This window comes from Terribacillus sp. 7520-G (assembly GCF_002271665.1).
In the GTDB taxonomy this organism is placed as follows: domain Bacteria; phylum Bacillota; class Bacilli; order Bacillales; family Amphibacillaceae; genus Terribacillus.
Map to the genome: position 1 here is coordinate 1 of NZ_NQFP01000054.1, position 16,172 is coordinate 16,172.

A 16,172-nucleotide genomic window follows, 5' to 3' on the forward strand; every position below is an offset into this window, starting at 1 on the left:
TTATAAAAAAACTCCGGACACGCCTTGCGGCGATCCGGAGTTTTTCAAGCTATTAACGGGAGTAGAACTCGACGATAAGAGCTTCGTTGATTTCAGCAGGAAGCTCACTGCGCTCTGGATAGCGGGAGTAAGTTCCTTCCAAGCTGTTTGCATCGAAAGTCATGTAATCTGGAACGAAGTTGTTCGCTTCAACAGATGTAGTGATGATGTCAAGTTTGCGGGATTTCTCGCGAACACCGATGACTTGACCAGGTTTCACGCGGTAAGATGGGATATCTACGCGTTTACCGTCTACAGTGATGTGGCCGTGGCCAACGATCTGACGAGCTTGTCTGCGAGTGCGAGCCAAGCCTAGACGGAATACAAGGTTATCAAGGCGGGATTCAAGAAGGATCATGAAGTTCTCACCATGGATACCTTTCATTTTGCCAGCTTCCTCGAATACACGACGGAATTGGCGCTCGTTCATGTTGTACATGTAACGAAGTTTTTGTTTCTCAGCTTGCTGCAAACCGTATTCGGATTGCTTTCTGCGTTGGTTTGGACCGTGCTGTCCTGGTGGGTAAGGGCGTTTGTCAAGCTCTTTACCTGTTCCGCTTAGGGAGATACCAAGACGACGGGATTTTTTCCATAATGGACCTGTATAACGTGCCATGGATAAATTCCACCTTTATTATTTTATTTGCATAAAATAAAAACAGAGTGCGCTCTAGTCACTTGCCGATTATGTTTTCATGTACCATCGCTCCGACAGCAGAGAGTTACACGATACACCTTCTGAAACAAGGGGAAACGAGTGAACGTTTCTTTGATGCGCCTTGCCAAGAAAGGAACAAAATCAGACAAATGGGAGTTCACATAGGCCGCCATTTATTTTACACAAAGAGTATTATAATCTTTTTGATGGCTGGAAGTCAAGATAAATCGGCAATGGAGATTAGATGCAGTATTTTATAAGTAAAAAGGACTAGTGTGATCATTGAGGATTGAGTCTAATATCTTATATAATAGAATAAAAATACCAAAATGTTAGGTGAGATGCATATGGAGCGGCTAATTGACAGCAATCTTGAACAAGCAAAGCTATATTTCTACCAGCTCCTTGTGTCGGGAGAAAACTATAGTTGCAGGGAACTACTTGCACTTATGACAGATAAGGTGAAGAATCTCCTGCAGGCAGACAGTTTGGCGCTGTTCATCTATGATGAATGGCAGCAGCGATTGGAGCGGATAAGCTATGCAGGTCCCAGGCAGAGCGGGTTTTGTCTGTCTGTCAGCTATACTCCCGGGCATATTTGTATGCCGGATTTGTTAAGGGATATTCCACATGTACTGGATAGGATATTGCCCTTGCAAAAGCCGGAAGAGCATGTCATCGGATTCCTTTATGTCGGAGGCGGCAGAAAGATGATTACCGATTGCAGACAGCTGGCGTTGGAGATCGGTAAATTCGTTACCCATCTCCTGCGTCTGCAGCAAGCGAAAGAAAACGAGCGGCATGTCATCCAATTATATGAAGCAACGACGAATCTGCACGCTTCCATCGATATGCATGATGTACTGACCGTCCTGATCAAGACCCTGCAGCAAACCTATCCCCAATTCACGTATGCACTTTTGCTGGCCCAGGATTACCATGGAGATACGGAACTGCCGATTAAAAATCTTGTATATGATTACTCTGTCCACGAGGCCAGCACAAAAGCTTATATGACAGGTGAAGTGCAAATGGAGATCGATGAAAAGGGAAAGGTGACACATCGTTATGTTCCGCTCAATGGTAAACAGGGAATCTATGGTGTGCTGCATGTATCGATTCCTTTTGGGATGCAATATACGAAAGCAGATCAGAGCTTCATTACGAAGCTGGCCGATTCAGCGGGTAACGCCCTGGAAAATGCACGGCTGTATCAGCATTCGAAGAAGCTGATAAGCGACCTCCAGCTGATCAATGAAACATCGAAGAAAATGAATGCCAACTTGCGTCTGTCGGATACCATGACGTTGATGCATCAGCAGATACGGGATACATTCGGCGGGGAAGAAATAGGTTTCATCTTATATAAAGAGGATCAAGATGCTGGCACTATTTTGGCTGGCAGCACGGATTTTTTCTTTGACGAAGAATCCGAGTCTTTCCTGGAATTCATCGGACGGCACTACCGAGACAAATACGGGGAAGCGATGTTCATCAGCAACTTTCAGGAACGATATCCCGAGATTCGGATGCCTTATCGGTCCTTGCTGATATTTCCCATGGTCAGGTCGGAGCAGCTGAGGGGAGTCGTGATCGTTCTGCACCGAACCCCCAGCTTCTTCACCTTCGAAGCTTTCCGGCTTATCGAATCGCTCGTGCAGCATTCCTCCTTATCGATCGTTAATTCCATGCTGCAGGAGAAATTGGAGAAATTGGTCATTACGGATTATCTTACGAATCTGTATTCGAGAAGCTATTTGGATGAACGGATGCGGGAACATATCCAGGGAGATGCGCAAGGGGGGTTCATCCTGATTGATATCGATGACTTCAAAAAAGTGAATGATACATACGGCCACAATACTGGTGATTATCTTCTCATCCAAGTATCCAATCTGGTAAAGGACATGATCGGTCCGGCTGATATAGCAGCCAGATGGGGCGGGGAAGAGCTGGCCATTTATTTGCCGCATGCTTCTTTGGAGCAGACTATTGCAAAGGCAGAGCAAGTCGTCCGAAGCATCGGGGGATCGACACGACCTGCTGTGACGGTTTCATGCGGGGTATCCACATGGACAGAAGCGGATCGGCCATCCGTCCATCAATTGTTCTCCAATGCGGATCGCAAACTATACGATGCCAAACGGCTCGGGAAAAATAGATATTGTATATAGAAAAGACAGCTTCCGGATCGGAAGCTGTCTTTTTATTTCGTCAAATGCTTGACGAGGACCGCCACGAACTGTTCCAGATACTTCTGGTCTGTTTCGTCGAAACGATTTTTGGAAGGGCTGTCGATATCAAGCACTCCGTAGGATTTGCCATTCACGATGATAGGAACGACGATCTCGGATTGGCTTGCTGCGTCACATGCAATATGACCAGGGAATTGATGGACATCCGCCACAAGCTGTGTCTTGTTTTCCGCGACAGCCGTCCCGCAGACGCCCTTTCCGATTTTGATGCGTACACAGGCGGGGAGGCCTTGGAATGGACCGAGGATCAATTCGTCTCCTTTATGGAGATAAAAACCGACCCAGTTCACATCATCAAGGAATTGATTCAAGAGGGCAGAAGCGTTTGCCAAGTGGGCGATTTCGTCCTCTTCCCCTGTAAGCAATGCATCAAGCTGCTTAACGAGCAATTCATAGTCTTTTTCGCGGGAACCGCTATAAGCCGTTGTTTCGAACATATTCATTTCCCCCATATAATGATTTTCTGTAATTCGACAGAAGGCGCGATATTTGGCGAGCGAAAGTTGCAGGATAGCTGTTTTCGCTGTCGTATACAACAAGTGAAGGAGCTGAGAAGATTGAAAAAAAATGACACGAAACAGAAAGTGATGGACGCCGCTTGTCAATTGTTCTACACAAAAGGCTACCATGGGACATCCGTCCGCGATATTGCGGGAAAAGCTTCGGTCAATGTCTCCTTGATCAATTATTATTATAAAAGTAAGCAAGGGCTTCTGGAAGCATCCGTCGTGCTGTATTACGAAGAATATCTTGCTGTGCTGGAAAAAACGGCCCAAAAACGGGGGCAGGAATCTCCCAGTATCTATCTGAAACAATTAATTGAAGCAATTATACAATATAAACTCTCGCGGAATCAATTCACGGCTTTCATTCAAAGGGAGCTGATGCTGGATTCCGTATTCGTCAGGGAAATGGCTGTGACGTATTTGGCTAAGGAAAGCCATACACTGAAACAAGCCTTCAGGGACTACCTGGAGTCAAACGGGATCCGGGAACGGGAAGGGGTCTATTTATATATGCAGCTGTCGGGAATGCTATCTGCCCCGTTCACCATGAGCAAGGAAATGAAAGGCATGCTGGTGACAGAAGAATCACGGCACTATTTCTGCAGCATGTATACTTCCAGTATCCATCATTGGATCGATACGCTTGCCACGGTTTCTCCGGCCTCACTAAGAGCGGTATCAGCCAATTGACGCACAATAGAGGGAAAATCATGGAAAATACCTGAGAAATTTGAAAAAATTTAGCCATATTTGCGGTTTACATGGTATCATATTAGTATTAAAAATAGATAACGATTATTAGGGTATTACTCCTTTTTCCCGAGTATTGGTTAGGAGGCTGGACATTGCTTTACATCGTCGGAGGAATTATTCTAATCATCGCCTTGATCATCTTGGGCCTGATTATGAGAAAGCGAGTTTATGATGAAGTGGACCGGCTTGAAAGCTGGAAAATGGATATAGCGAACCGCAATGTATCGGAAGAATTAGCGAAAGTGAAAGCGTTGAACCTATCTGGAGAAACACAGGAAAAATTCGAATCATGGAAGGAACGCTGGGATCATATCGTAACAAAAGAGCTTCCCGATACAGAAGAGGCTCTTTTTGATGCGGAGGAGGGTGCCGACCGCTACCGTTTCACGAAAGCCAAACAGCATCTGCAGCAAGTGGAAGTCACGCTCTCCCGGATAGAGGATAAGATTGAAGGCATGTTCCGTGAATTGGACGAACTGCTTGCTTCCGAAGAGGAAGCCCGTAAACAAGCCGAGGCACTGCAGCCTGCTTTGCAGGCACTCAAGCGCACCATTTCGCAGCATCGCCATCAATATGGCAAAGCGGATGTTCGTTTTGAGGCGGCAATAGCCGAGCAGAGCACGCAGCTTGCTGCTTATCATTCACTCATCGAATCCGGCAACTATTTCGAAGCTAACCAGCTGATCACGGATGTGAAAGCGAAGACGGAATCGCTGGAAGAGGAGATCGAAGCTTTCCCGCAGGCTTATAAGCAAGTGAAGCAGGAGCTTCCGGCACAGGTGGCGGATTTATTGGGCGGCATCCGTGAAATGAAGCAGGACGGCTATCGGATCCATCATCTTGGTTTCGAGGATGAACTGAAGGCAGAGAAGGAACGATTGAATCAGCTGGTCAAACAGCTGGAAGCAGGAGAGGCAGAAGAAATACAATTATACATTCCTGCGCTGGAAAATCGCATCAAAGAGATGTATCAGCTTCTTGAGAATGAAGCTGTTGCCAAGAATTATGTCGACTCAAAATTCGAGCAATATGTCCAAGCCGTCGAGAAAAAGACAGAGGCATATATGAAGACAAAAGAAGAAATCGATCTGCTTCGGGAATCCTATTTCTTTACGGATAATGATGTCGAATTTCATCTGAAGCTGGAGTCCAAGATTTCCAGGCTCGTCAAGCAGCTCGAGGCGCTGCAGCAAGAGATGGATGATGATCGTGTATCCCATACGAAGCTCAAAGAGGAATTGGAAACAGGATTCCGTGAATTGAGTGCCATTGAGGAAGAACATGAGGAAATTCGCGGTAAAATCAAGACATTGCGCAAAGATGAACTGGAAGCCAAAGAGAAAATTGCCGATATGCGCCAGAAGCTATACGATGTAAATCGAAAGCTGCAAAAGAGCAATATCCCAGGTGTACCGCAGGAAGTTTGGAAGATGGTCGAAGAGAGCCAGGAAAAAACGTCCCTTACGATGGAGGTGCTCGAAGCGCACCCGCTCGATATGGCTGAGGTGCGGACACATCTGCAGCAGGCAGAGGAAATCAGCAATGCCACTATCGAACAAATCGAACATTTGCTGGAGCAGGCTTATCTTGCAGAAGTGGTGATTCAGTATTCCAATCGCTATCGCAGTCAATATCCGATTCTTGCTGCAGAAATGGCGGAAGCAGAGAAGCTGTTCCGCGAATATCAGTACGAGCAAGCTTTGGAGCGGGCCGCCCGAGCTTTGCAGGATATAGAACCGAAGGCGCTGGAGCGCTTGGAGAAACATATCAAGATTCCCAGCTGATACATAAAGCAATCCCTTGCTACTTGCGAGGGATTGCTTTATTTTAGTAAAAGATAGTTTGAAGAGAGGGAGATGGACAAATGATATACTTTGATAATAGTGCAACAACCAAACCGCATCCTGACGTGCTTTCCAGCTACACGGAAGCAGCACAAACGTATTTCGCCAATCCATCATCCCTGCATCGTTTAGGGGGCAGTGCCGAACAGCTGCTGACAGCATGCCGTAAGCAGGCTGCCCAGCTTCTTCGCGTCGGGGAGGATGAGATTCTGTTTACTTCAGGCGGTACAGAGGGGAATAACCTTGCAATCAAAGGAACGGCTTATCGGAAGAAGCGATTGGGTAATCACATCATCACGACCGCCGTAGAGCATCCTTCCGTATTGGAGACTTGTGCGGAATTGGAGAACCAAGGGTTCAAGGTGACATATGTCGATGTGGATACTTTCGGCTATGTGACAGCTGAAAAAATTGAAGCAGCCATCACGGATGAAACCATCTTAGTCAGTGTGATGCATGTGAATAATGAACTTGGTACCATCCAGCCGATCAAGACTATCGGTCAGATGCTGACAGCATATCCTAAAATCACGTATCATGTGGACCATGTACAAGGGGCTGGAAAAGTGGCACTCGATATCAAGGGGAGCCATATCCATCTTTGTACGCTGTCTGCTCATAAATTCCATGGCGTAAAGGGCAGCGGCATCCTTTATAAGGATAGGAACACGCATATTGCAGCTCAGTTATCCGGAGGGGGCCAGGAACAGGCCTTGCGTTCCGGAACCGAAAATGTGCCTGGTATCACAGCCATGGTAAAGGCTCTGAGGCTGGCAATGGAAGAGCTGCAAAATCATCCTGCCAAGCTTTTCGAACTGAGGGAAAAGCTTTTTGGCGGCTTGGAGAAAATGGATGGAATCGTGCTGCATTCCCCGCCTGCAGGGGCTCCGCATATCGTGAATTTCTCGGTTCCGGGAGTGAAACCTGAGGTGCTGATCCATGCACTGGGCGAAAAAGATATCTATGTATCGACCAAATCGGCTTGTTCCTCGAAGAATAGTGATGCCAGCGCTGTCCTGCTCGCTTGCGGGTTGCCGGATGAACAGGCTGAATCTGCTATCAGGGTGAGCTTTTCCTATGAAAATACGCAGGAAGAAGTAAGTTATTTCCTGCAGGTTCTAAAAGAAACATTAACACATTTAAAGAAAGTGATGAGATAAGATATGCAGTATGACCATATATTGATTCGTTATGGGGAAATGGCCCTTAAGGGCAAGAATCGCAAGCATTTCACCAAGCAGCTTGAATATAACGTCAAGGATCAAATAAAACCTTACCCAAACGCCAAAGTCGAACGTACACGTGATCGGATGTATATCCACCTTCACGGGGAAGATCATGAACCGATTGTGGAAGCATGCCGTCATATATTCGGCATACACAGCTTCAGCCTGGCAATCCGGACCGAAAACGAGGAGCTGGCGATCAAACAAGCTGCCCTGCAGCTATTGCTCGATAATCCGGCAGGAACCAGTTTTAAAATATCCTGCCGCCGGCCGAATAAACGTTTTCCGATCGACTCGCAGGAAATGAATCAGCGTATCGGTGCATATGTGATGCAAAACAGCGAAGGTTACCCTGTCGATGTCCATCACCCAGGTGTAGAGATCACGGTGGAAATCCGCGAACGGGCGACATATGTGACAGGTCAGAAGATAAAGGGGCCGGGCGGTTTGCCGGCAGGAAGCTCAGGCAAGACATTGCTGATGCTTTCTGGCGGAATCGACAGCCCTGTTGCCGGTTATTTGGCGATGAAGCGCGGGGTCGAGATAGAAGCTATCCATTTCCATTCACCGCCTTATACAAATGAGCGTGCGAAACAGAAAGTGATTGATTTGGCGCAAACGTTGTCCAAGTTCGGTGCAAAAGTGAAAATCCATGTTGTGCCATTCACAGAACTGCAGGTGAAGATCCATCAGGAGATACCGTTTGGCTACAGCATGACAGTCATGCGCCGGATGATGCTGCGGATCAGTGAGCGAATCGCAGAAAAACATGGCATCTTGTCCCTGACTTCCGGTGAAAGCCTTGGCCAGGTGGCCAGTCAAACGATGGAAAGCATGCACACGATCAATGAAGTGACGAACTATCCTGTGCTGCGCCCGCTCATCACGATGGACAAGTCCGATATCATCGAAATCGCGAAACAGATCAATACCTATGAGATCTCGACACGCCCATATGATGACTGCTGCACCGTTTTTGTACCGGAAGCACCAAAAACAAAGCCGCGGCGTGAAAAGGTGCATTTGTATGAAGGGACAATCGATTTCTCTGCTGAATTCGAACGGGCCGTCGAAGGAACGGAGATTATCACGGCCTCTCCGTCGGAGGAAGCGCCGGCGCCATTCGCTGATTTGCTGTAAGAACTTCCCAAGTAAATAATCTGTATGTTCTCCTCCTTGTCGGCACATGCTACATGTACAAGGAGGTGACATCAAATGGCTAACAACAATTCAAGCAACCAGTTAGTAGTACCTCAAGCGCAACAAGCTCTAGATCAAATGAAATATGAGATCGCACAGGAATTCGGTGTACAGCTTGGCGGAAACGAAACTTCTCGTGCCAACGGTTCTGTTGGAGGAGAAATCACAAAGCGTCTTGTACGTACAGCACAAGAGCAATTAAGCAGATAATTTCATAAGTATGGCATAAAGGGGCAGCATCCGCTGCTCCTTTTCCGTGTAGAAACAAAAGGGAAAGTGCATCCTATCGAAGAAGGAGGAGAAGAAGGAATGTGGATAGCCATCAGTGTCATGATAGGGCTCTTACTATTGCTTCTAGTGGCAATTACGGCTAAAGTGACTTTTCATTTTCAGTATGATTCGTCTGATTGGTCCATCCAAATCCGCATTTTCGGCATCTGTGTACAAACATGGCGATTGGAGCAGCAATCTTCCATCGAGCCTGCTTCCTCTGAGGATTTGAATCAGCAGCTTGTCGATTTATTTGCCGATTTACAAAAAATCAGGGATTCTTTTCCTTATCTTCTCAGAATCACTCGAAATGCAGAGCTACGGCAATTACGCTGGCATACAAGGATCGGCATGTCCGATGCAGCTTCTGCCGGCACACTTGTTGGCTTGATTTGGACAGTCAAAGGAATTGTCAACCAAGTCATCCGTTCGAATTTCCGTATAGGGGAACCATTTGATATCCAGGTACAGCCGATTTTCAATAATTCGACTTTCCATACTAGCTTTCAATGCATAGTGTCCATCCGTACCGGGAAAGCTATGCATGCCATTATATCCAATGCCAGAGGAAGATAGGAGGAGCGAGCAGTATGGCAGATCACCCGATTCAAGGATTAATGAAAACCGCAATGGAAAACCTGAAGGAAATGATTGATGTCAATACGATAGTCGGCGATCCAGTGGAGACTCCGGATGGGAGTATCATTCTGACTGTATCCCGCGTAGGCTTTGGTTTTGCAGCCGGGGGAAGCGAATTCGATGCAGCTTCCCAAGGTAAGAGTGAGCAGACGGAGCTGCCATTTGGAGGAGGGAGCGGAGGCGGTGTATCCATAACCCCGATAGCTTTCCTCATTGTCGGTCATAAAGGAGTCAAGATGATCCACCTGGATGAACAAACCCATCTTTATGAAAAACTGATCGAAGCAGCGCCAGCTGCAGTGGAAAAAATCCAGGAAATGCTCAAACAGAATCCGAAGCAGAAAAAGCAGCAAAAATCGCAGCGATTCGATGATGAAACAATATATTGACTAAAAGCCGCCTGTTGGTGGTTTTTTTAGTTTATAATCGGACTTCATTCCGTTATAATTTAAGGATAATGAGCTTGAAACGACGAAAGCGAAAAGAGAGAAGGTTATATTTGAAACAGAAGATAAATCTGCGGACGCAGATGACAGCATTGGTATTCATTGTCGTTATTCTGGCGGTGACGACGACATTCGTCATGATCGGAATAGAGACGAGCAACAATATCAAATCCCAGGAAAGGGATCGCGTGCTGCAAACTGCCAAGCTGATAGCAGTCGACCCGGTCATTGTAAAGGCAACGGACGAGCAGGATTCCGACACACTTCAGCAATTTACCAAACAGGCTATGGGGATCACGGATGCAGACTATATCGTGGTGATGAACATGGACAGCATCCGGCTGAGCCACCCCGACCCGGATGAAATCGGCAAACGTTTCGCAGGAGGGGATGAAACGCCTGCGATACAAGGAAAAGAGTTCGTTTCAAAGGCAAAAGGAACGCTTGGATTGAGTTTGCGGGCATTTGCTCCCATTTATGATGAACAAGGTGAGCAGATCGGGGTTGTAGCTGTCGGTATCACGATGAATGAACTGAATGAGATCATTCGCAACAACCGCATTCCATTATACTTGGCCACTGTGCTGAGTCTGCTGATCGGTCTGATCGGTGCGGTCCTGCTTGCAAGGAAGATAAAACAAATCATGCACGGGATGGAGCCTGATGAAATTGCCGCCCTGTTGAGTGAACGGATTGCGATGCTGGAATCAATCAAGGACGGGATGTTAGCTGTGGATACCGCCGGAAAGATCCAGATGGTCAACAAAGAAGGGAAGAGACTGCTGGAAGAGATGGGGATCAAAGGAGAGCTGAAGAACCGGCATGTGGATGATGTGCTCCCGGTTACCAAGCTCCATCAAGTGATTGCCTGGAATAAACCGCTGATCGGGCGCCAAGTGGAGCATAATGGTTTGACGCTGGTCATGAACGAAATCCCAATCCAGATCAAAGGCAAGACAGAAGGAGCGATTGCAACTTTCCTTGACCGGACCGAATACAATCATCTCAACGAGAAGCTTACCGATACGATGCTTTATGCCGATGCTCTCCGGGCGCAGACACATGATTTCATGAACAAACTGCATGTGATCCTTGGTTTGCTGGAATTGGAGGATTATGATCAGCTGGAACGGTATGTGAAAAATGTGGCCGGTAAGGAGAGATCCGCGACCCTGGCCATGATCCATCAAGTGAAAAACCCCATTCTGGCCGGATTCCTGCTCGGCAAGAAGAGCTATATGGCTGAAAATGGTGTCCAGCTTGAGGTCAGCTGCCGGGATACCATACCGAATACATCGGAAAAAACAAATCAAATGCTGATCACCATACTCGGCAATCTCATGAACAATGCTGTGGATGCTGTCGAACAGCAGCCGGAAAAGCGTGTCCAGATTTCCATGAAGTACACGGATGGGCTGCTCTTTCTGGAACTTACTGATACTGGAAAAGGAATCAGCGAAGAACAGCAGGAGAAAATTTTCAAGCAAGGCTATTCCACAAAAGGAAACGACCGCGGTTTCGGCCTATACCAAGTGGAGGACTATGTGCAGAAGCTGGGGGGCTATCTTGTCTTGACAAGTGAGCCAGGTGAAGGGACTACCTTCAGTGTCCAGCTGCCGTATGATACACAGGAGGATGTAACAAATGATTAAAGTACTGATCGTGGAAGACGATCCGATGGTAAGCGAATTGAATAAACGCTATGTCAAACAAATGAGCGGTTTCACTGCTGTCGGTGCGGCCCAAAATTATAAAGAAGCCCTTGAATTCATTCAGCAGAATGAAGTGGACCTGCTTCTGTTGGATGTATATATGAAAGGGAAGAATGGAATAGAATTGCTGAAGGAGATTCGGAGACGCGATCAAAAAGTGGATGCAATCATCATTTCTGCTGCAAGCGAAAAACCGATGATCCGGGAAGCGCTGCAATACGGGGCTGTCGATTATTTGATCAAGCCGTTCGAATTCGATCGCTTCCAGCACGCTTTGAGCGGTTATCGCAAGCGCCAGCTCATCTTCAGCAATAAGGAAGAGATGACCCAGCAGGAATTGGATAGCCAGCTGCTGCAGCTTCCGGAGCAAGAACAGATGGTGCAGCTGCCGAAAGGTCTTACGCGAAGCACCTTGAAAGTTGTATGGAACAGCATCCTTACCTTCCGTTATAATTTTTTCACGACAGAGGATATAGCGAATGAAACAGAAATGTCACAAGTATCCGTGCGGAAATATCTGAAGTTCCTGGAGGATGTGCAGCTGCTCGAAGTGGAGATGCATTATGGCAGTATCGGGCGTCCGGTTTTCAAATACCGGGTCAATGCCAATACTTCCCATCATATCAGTCAGTACATTTAAAGAAGCCGAAACGGGCTTCTTTTTTTGTTTGGCATAAAAAGAGCGCTATTAAAAAATGATATGCCGGTTCTTATCGAAGGATAAAAGGAATCGTTTGTGATTTCAAGCTGGTTGCCGGGAAGCATCGAACTGTCGCTTCCGTGTATGTTTCCTGCTCTGAAGCCAATATTATTAACAGAGATCCACTGCACCTTTTTTAATTACAAAAGTTACAATTCATTTAGTTTAGTTAAAAAATAACACAATTAATTTTGGTTAAATTAGAATAGTCGTATCTACTTAGGGGGTGCATTATCTATGGAAATGAAATCGCATACAAGCGATCATCAATCCAACAATCAAAAGCCATCAGGCTTTGACAAAATCATGGAATGGAAAGTCGGTGTCATGCCGCTTCCGGTGTATATCGTATTAGCAATCATCGTTCTTATTGCTGCATATACCAACCAACTTCCTACCGACATGATCGGCGGCTTTGCTGTCATCATGATCCTGGGTGTGCTGCTAGGGGATATCGGTCAGCGCATTCCTTATTTCAACAGTATCGGAGGACCGGCGATCCTGTCATTATTCGTTCCATCCATGCTGGTTTTCTTTGACACATTAAGTACTTCAGCTTATGATGCTGTCGATCAGCTGATGACTTCCGATCATTCAAACTTCTTATACTTCTACATCGCTTGTCTTGTTGTGGGAAGTATCCTTGGTATGAACCGGACAGTCCTCATCCAGGGCTTCATCCGCATGTTCATCCCTTTGGTGACTGGTACGATTGCTGCAGTCACTGTCGGGACTTTAGTCGGTATGCTATTCGGCTATAGTGCTCATCATGCTTTCTTCTATATTGTTGTTCCGATCATCGCAGGCGGTATCGGAGAAGGAATCCTTCCATTGTCTGCTGGTTATGCAGGTGTCTTGGGCGGGGGAGCCGGGGAGTATGTTTCCCAGCTTGTACCAGCTGCCATCATCGGTAACGTATGTGCCATCATCATTGCAGGCTTGATGAAGAAATTGGGAGAAAAACGCCCGGACCTTGCAGGGCATGATAAGTTGGTTCGCTCGAACAAAGACGACAAAGTATTGGCAGCAGCAAAAGAAAACACAAATAAAGCAATCGACTTCAGCTTGATGGGAGCAGGCCTCCTCGTAGCGATGAGCTTGTTCGTCCTTGGACGAGTTGTCGAGCACTGGATTCATGTGGTTGCTGGCTTCACGTTGTCGGGTGCAATCATCATGATCATTGCTGCAACGATCATCAAATCCGGTAATTTGCTTCCGGAAAAACTGCAAACCGGTGCACAGCAGCTATACAAATTCGTTTCCACTGCTTTCACTTGGCCTTTGATGGTCGGTCTTGGTGTCGTATTCATCCCGCTTGAGGATGTTGCGAGCGTCTTCACGATCGGCTTTGCGATTACTTGCATGTCTGTCGTAATTGCGATGGCGGCAACTGGATTCTTTGTAGGTAAATTGATGAAGATGTATCCTGTTGAATCTTGTATCGTTACAGCATGTCACAGCGGACTTGGCGGTACTGGTGACGTTGCGATCCTATCTGCATCCGGCCGTATGGCGCTGATGCCGTTCGCGCAGATTTCCACTCGTCTTGGCGGTGCTGCCACTGTCATCGGTGCAACAGCATTGATGCACTTCTTTGCTTAAATTGGAAAGCTCAGCCTTGGCTGGGCTTTTTGCTTGCCGCGGTGCCTCTCCTCGCTTCTGTCCGCTGCTTTTGATACAATAAGGCAGATGTGAGAGAAATGGGAGGAAAAGATACGTGGAACAAAAGAATGTCGAAAAGGTATACCAAGCACTTGACCAAATGGCCGAAGCATTGGAAACACGTGAAAACATACCATATCTTGATGCACTAGGTGCAGCAATGGAATATATATTGGATCGCAGCGCGGAAGTGACGGAACAGCCATTATTGCAGCAGCAGCTGGATAAACATGCAGCTGTATTCGATAATCAGACATACCAGAAAGAAGAAATACGCAAAGGGATCCAGCTTGCCATCCTGAAAGGCATGAAAGGGGCAACCCAGCAGCAGCATATGCTTACACCGGATACTGTCGCCATGCTGATCGGTTATCTGACGAACAAGTTAGTCGGAAGCAATGAAAGCTTCCGTTTATTCGATCCGGCGGTGGGGACGGGTAACTTATTGACTGCGGTCCTGAATCAAGTGGGGCGGGAAGTGGACGCTTATGGAAGTGATGTCGATCCGACCTTGATCCAGCTTGCTGTCATGAATGCGAACATGCAGGAGAGACAGATAGAATTCTTCCATCAAGACAGCCTGCGCCCTTTTCTTCTGGAACCGGTCGATCTTGTCGTGAGTGACCTTCCGGTTGGCTATTATCCGGATGATAGCCAGGCTGCCCAATTCGAATTGAAGGCAGATGAGGGGCATTCTTATGCACATCATTTATTCATTGAACAAAGCCTTCATTATACGAAGGAAGGCGGTTATCTGTTATTCGTCGTGCCGAACTTCCTGTTTGAAAGCGATCAAGCACGTTCGCTTCATACATTCCTGCAGGAGCATGCCCATATCGTCGGATTGCTGCAGCTGCCGCAGAGCATGTTCAAGAATGAATCGCAAGCGAAAAGTGTTTTGATACTGCAGAAAAAGGGGACGCTAACTACAGCGCCGAAACAGGCATTGCTGGTGCAGCTGCCTTCATTCAAGAATCCGAATGCAATGGCAAATGTCTTGAAACAAATCAATGATTGGTTCGACAATGAGCTTCCCGATTTAAAAAACTAAAAAAATTAATGAAATCTTGAACAAGTCCTCGACATATCTTGCAATGAGCTTGTCGTCACAGGTAAAATAAAGAAGTACGTAAAAGTTTACAAGGGGCTGAACATGTTGAGTAATATTTTAGCAATCAATGCTGGTAGTTCTTCACTAAAATTCCAGCTAATCCGCATGCCTGAGGAAGAAGTAAAGGCAGTGGGACTAGTAGAACGTATCGGACTGAAGGATTCCATCTTCACTATCAAATTCAATGGTGAAAAAGATGAAACAACTAAAGATATTGAAAATCATGAAGAAGCAGTAAAAATGTTGCTTGAGAAGCTGACTTCCACAGGTGTCATTTCTTCTTTGGACGAAATCGATGGAGTGGGTCACCGTGTCGTACATGGCGGAGAAAAATTCAGTGATTCTGTCCTCATCACGGACCAAGTGATGGAAGAGATCGCAGAAGTATCCGAGCTTGCACCATTACACAACCCAGCAAACTTGACAGGAATCCGTGCATTCAAGGAAATTCTTCCTGGCATTCCGTCTGTTGCTGTTTTCGATACAGCTTTCCATCAGACAATGCCTCCGGAATCATATCTATACAGCTTGCCATATGAGTATTATGAAAAATATGGTATCCGTAAATACGGTTTCCACGGCACAAGCCATAAATATGTGTCACAGCGTGCAGCGGAATTGCTTGATCGTCCAATCGAACAGCTGCGCCTGATCTCCTGTCACCTTGGTAACGGGGCCAGCATCGCTGCAATCGATGGCGGAAAATCCGTCGATACATCCATGGGCTTCACTCCGCTTGCCGGTGTAACCATGGGTACGCGCTCCGGTAATATCGACCCTGCACTAATTCCATTCATCATGCGCAAAACAGGCAAGACTGCTGATGAAGTATTGCATGTTTTGAACAAAGAAAGCGGAATGCTTGCACTGTCTGGTTTCTCCAGCGACTTGCGTGACATCCAGGACAAAGCGGATGCTGGTGATGATCGTGCGGAGCTCGCACTTGATGTATTCGCTGAGCGCATTCATAAATACCTTGGTTCTTATGCAGCACGCATGAGCGGTGTGGATGCGATCATCTTCACAGCCGGTGTCGGTGAGAACAGCATCGCTGTGCGTGAGCGAGTGCTTAAAGGTTTGGAATTCATGGGTGTATATTATGATCCATCCTTGAACAATGTACGCGGCAAAGAACAATTCCTGACTTATCC

The 16,172-nt window shown here is 46.7% G+C and carries 15 protein-coding genes; 13 read left to right on the plus strand and 2 right to left on the minus strand.

Translation table 11 applies throughout. The annotated features are described in order from the left end of the window. Positions 1-52 precede the first annotated feature (52 nt). On the minus strand, positions 53-655 hold the full coding sequence (gene rpsD / locus CHH53_RS16480) for a 30S ribosomal protein S4 (protein ID WP_095217229.1): 603 nt from the start codon (positions 653-655) through the stop codon (positions 53-55). A gap of 389 nt (positions 656-1,044) precedes the next feature. Here rpsD and CHH53_RS16485 point away from each other — a divergent pair, with 389 nt between their 5' ends. Next, positions 1,045-2,871, plus strand: coding sequence for a sensor domain-containing diguanylate cyclase (locus CHH53_RS16485; RefSeq protein WP_158221592.1), 1,827 nt, complete (start codon positions 1,045-1,047; stop codon positions 2,869-2,871). A 32-nt stretch (positions 2,872-2,903) separates the two neighbouring features. On the opposite strand, the gene CHH53_RS16490 is transcribed toward CHH53_RS16485, so the two are convergent. Further along, a complete protein-coding gene (locus CHH53_RS16490) occupies positions 2,904-3,389 on the minus strand; it encodes a GAF domain-containing protein (protein ID WP_095217231.1) in 486 nt (161 codons plus the stop codon). A 120-nt stretch (positions 3,390-3,509) separates the two neighbouring features. On the opposite strand from CHH53_RS16490, the gene refZ reads away from it, so the two are divergent. From refZ to CHH53_RS16550, 12 genes are all read left to right on the plus strand, one after another. Continuing rightward, complete coding sequence (refZ, locus tag CHH53_RS16495) at positions 3,510-4,148, plus strand: forespore capture DNA-binding protein RefZ (RefSeq protein WP_095217232.1); 639 nt, start codon at positions 3,510-3,512, stop codon at positions 4,146-4,148. A gap of 155 nt (positions 4,149-4,303) precedes the next feature. Next, positions 4,304-5,995: a septation ring formation regulator EzrA gene (gene ezrA, locus CHH53_RS16500; protein ID WP_095217233.1), complete on the plus strand. Its 1,692-nt coding sequence runs from the start codon at positions 4,304-4,306 to the stop codon at positions 5,993-5,995. Between the two features lie 80 nt (positions 5,996-6,075). After that, positions 6,076-7,215, plus strand: a complete 1,140-nt coding sequence (locus tag CHH53_RS16505) for a cysteine desulfurase family protein (RefSeq protein ID WP_095217234.1) — start codon at positions 6,076-6,078, stop codon at positions 7,213-7,215. Between the two features lie 3 nt (positions 7,216-7,218). Continuing rightward, positions 7,219-8,421: a tRNA uracil 4-sulfurtransferase ThiI gene (gene thiI, locus CHH53_RS16510; protein WP_095217235.1), complete on the plus strand. Its 1,203-nt coding sequence runs from the start codon at positions 7,219-7,221 to the stop codon at positions 8,419-8,421. A gap of 75 nt (positions 8,422-8,496) precedes the next feature. After that, positions 8,497-8,691: an alpha/beta-type small acid-soluble spore protein gene (locus tag CHH53_RS16515; RefSeq protein WP_095217236.1), complete on the plus strand. Its 195-nt coding sequence runs from the start codon at positions 8,497-8,499 to the stop codon at positions 8,689-8,691. A 99-nt stretch (positions 8,692-8,790) separates the two neighbouring features. Further along, complete coding sequence (locus tag CHH53_RS16520) at positions 8,791-9,327, plus strand: DUF2953 domain-containing protein (RefSeq protein ID WP_095217237.1); 537 nt, start codon at positions 8,791-8,793, stop codon at positions 9,325-9,327. 14 nt (positions 9,328-9,341) lie between these two features. Further along, a complete protein-coding gene (gene ytfJ, locus CHH53_RS16525) occupies positions 9,342-9,779 on the plus strand; it encodes a GerW family sporulation protein (protein WP_095217238.1) in 438 nt (145 codons plus the stop codon). Positions 9,780-9,889: 110 nt separating this feature from the next. Continuing rightward, a complete protein-coding gene (gene dcuS, locus CHH53_RS16530) occupies positions 9,890-11,488 on the plus strand; it encodes a DcuS/MalK family sensor histidine kinase (RefSeq protein ID WP_233135191.1) in 1,599 nt (532 codons plus the stop codon). Beyond that, complete coding sequence (locus CHH53_RS16535; RefSeq protein WP_095217240.1) at positions 11,481-12,188, plus strand: response regulator; 708 nt, start codon at positions 11,481-11,483, stop codon at positions 12,186-12,188. The genes dcuS and CHH53_RS16535 overlap by 8 nt, the downstream gene beginning before the upstream one ends. Positions 12,189-12,485: 297 nt before the next feature. Continuing rightward, entirely contained in the window at positions 12,486-13,850 is a 1,365-nt protein-coding gene (locus tag CHH53_RS16540) for a 2-hydroxycarboxylate transporter family protein (protein WP_095217241.1), read from the plus strand. A 115-nt stretch (positions 13,851-13,965) separates the two neighbouring features. Further along, complete coding sequence (locus CHH53_RS16545; protein ID WP_095217242.1) at positions 13,966-14,961, plus strand: class I SAM-dependent methyltransferase; 996 nt, start codon at positions 13,966-13,968, stop codon at positions 14,959-14,961. Positions 14,962-15,066: 105 nt separating this feature from the next. Further along, positions 15,067-16,172: acetate kinase (locus tag CHH53_RS16550; RefSeq protein ID WP_095217243.1), on the plus strand; the 1,106-nt coding region annotated here is incomplete at its 3' end.

What these genes read in the sequence shown, in the direction of transcription:
- CHH53_RS16535 (WP_095217240.1), top strand. Translation starts at nt 11,481, where the DNA reads ATGATTAAAGTACTGATCGTGGAAGACGATCCGATGGTAAGCGAATTG.
- CHH53_RS16540 (WP_095217241.1), top strand. Translation starts at nt 12,486, where the DNA reads ATGGAAATGAAATCGCATACAAGCGATCATCAATCCAACAATCAAAAG.
- CHH53_RS16520 (WP_095217237.1), top strand. Translation starts at nt 8,791, where the DNA reads ATGTGGATAGCCATCAGTGTCATGATAGGGCTCTTACTATTGCTTCTA.
- CHH53_RS16505 (WP_095217234.1), top strand. Translation starts at nt 6,076, where the DNA reads ATGATATACTTTGATAATAGTGCAACAACCAAACCGCATCCTGACGTG.
- CHH53_RS16515 (WP_095217236.1), top strand. Translation starts at nt 8,497, where the DNA reads ATGGCTAACAACAATTCAAGCAACCAGTTAGTAGTACCTCAAGCGCAA.
- ytfJ (WP_095217238.1), top strand. Translation starts at nt 9,342, where the DNA reads ATGGCAGATCACCCGATTCAAGGATTAATGAAAACCGCAATGGAAAAC.
- rpsD (WP_095217229.1), bottom strand. Translation starts at nt 655, where the DNA reads ATGGCACGTTATACAGGTCCATTATGGAAAAAATCCCGTCGTCTTGGT.
- CHH53_RS16485 (WP_158221592.1), top strand. Translation starts at nt 1,045, where the DNA reads ATGGAGCGGCTAATTGACAGCAATCTTGAACAAGCAAAGCTATATTTC.
- thiI (WP_095217235.1), top strand. Translation starts at nt 7,219, where the DNA reads ATGCAGTATGACCATATATTGATTCGTTATGGGGAAATGGCCCTTAAG.
- CHH53_RS16490 (WP_095217231.1), bottom strand. Translation starts at nt 3,389, where the DNA reads ATGTTCGAAACAACGGCTTATAGCGGTTCCCGCGAAAAAGACTATGAA.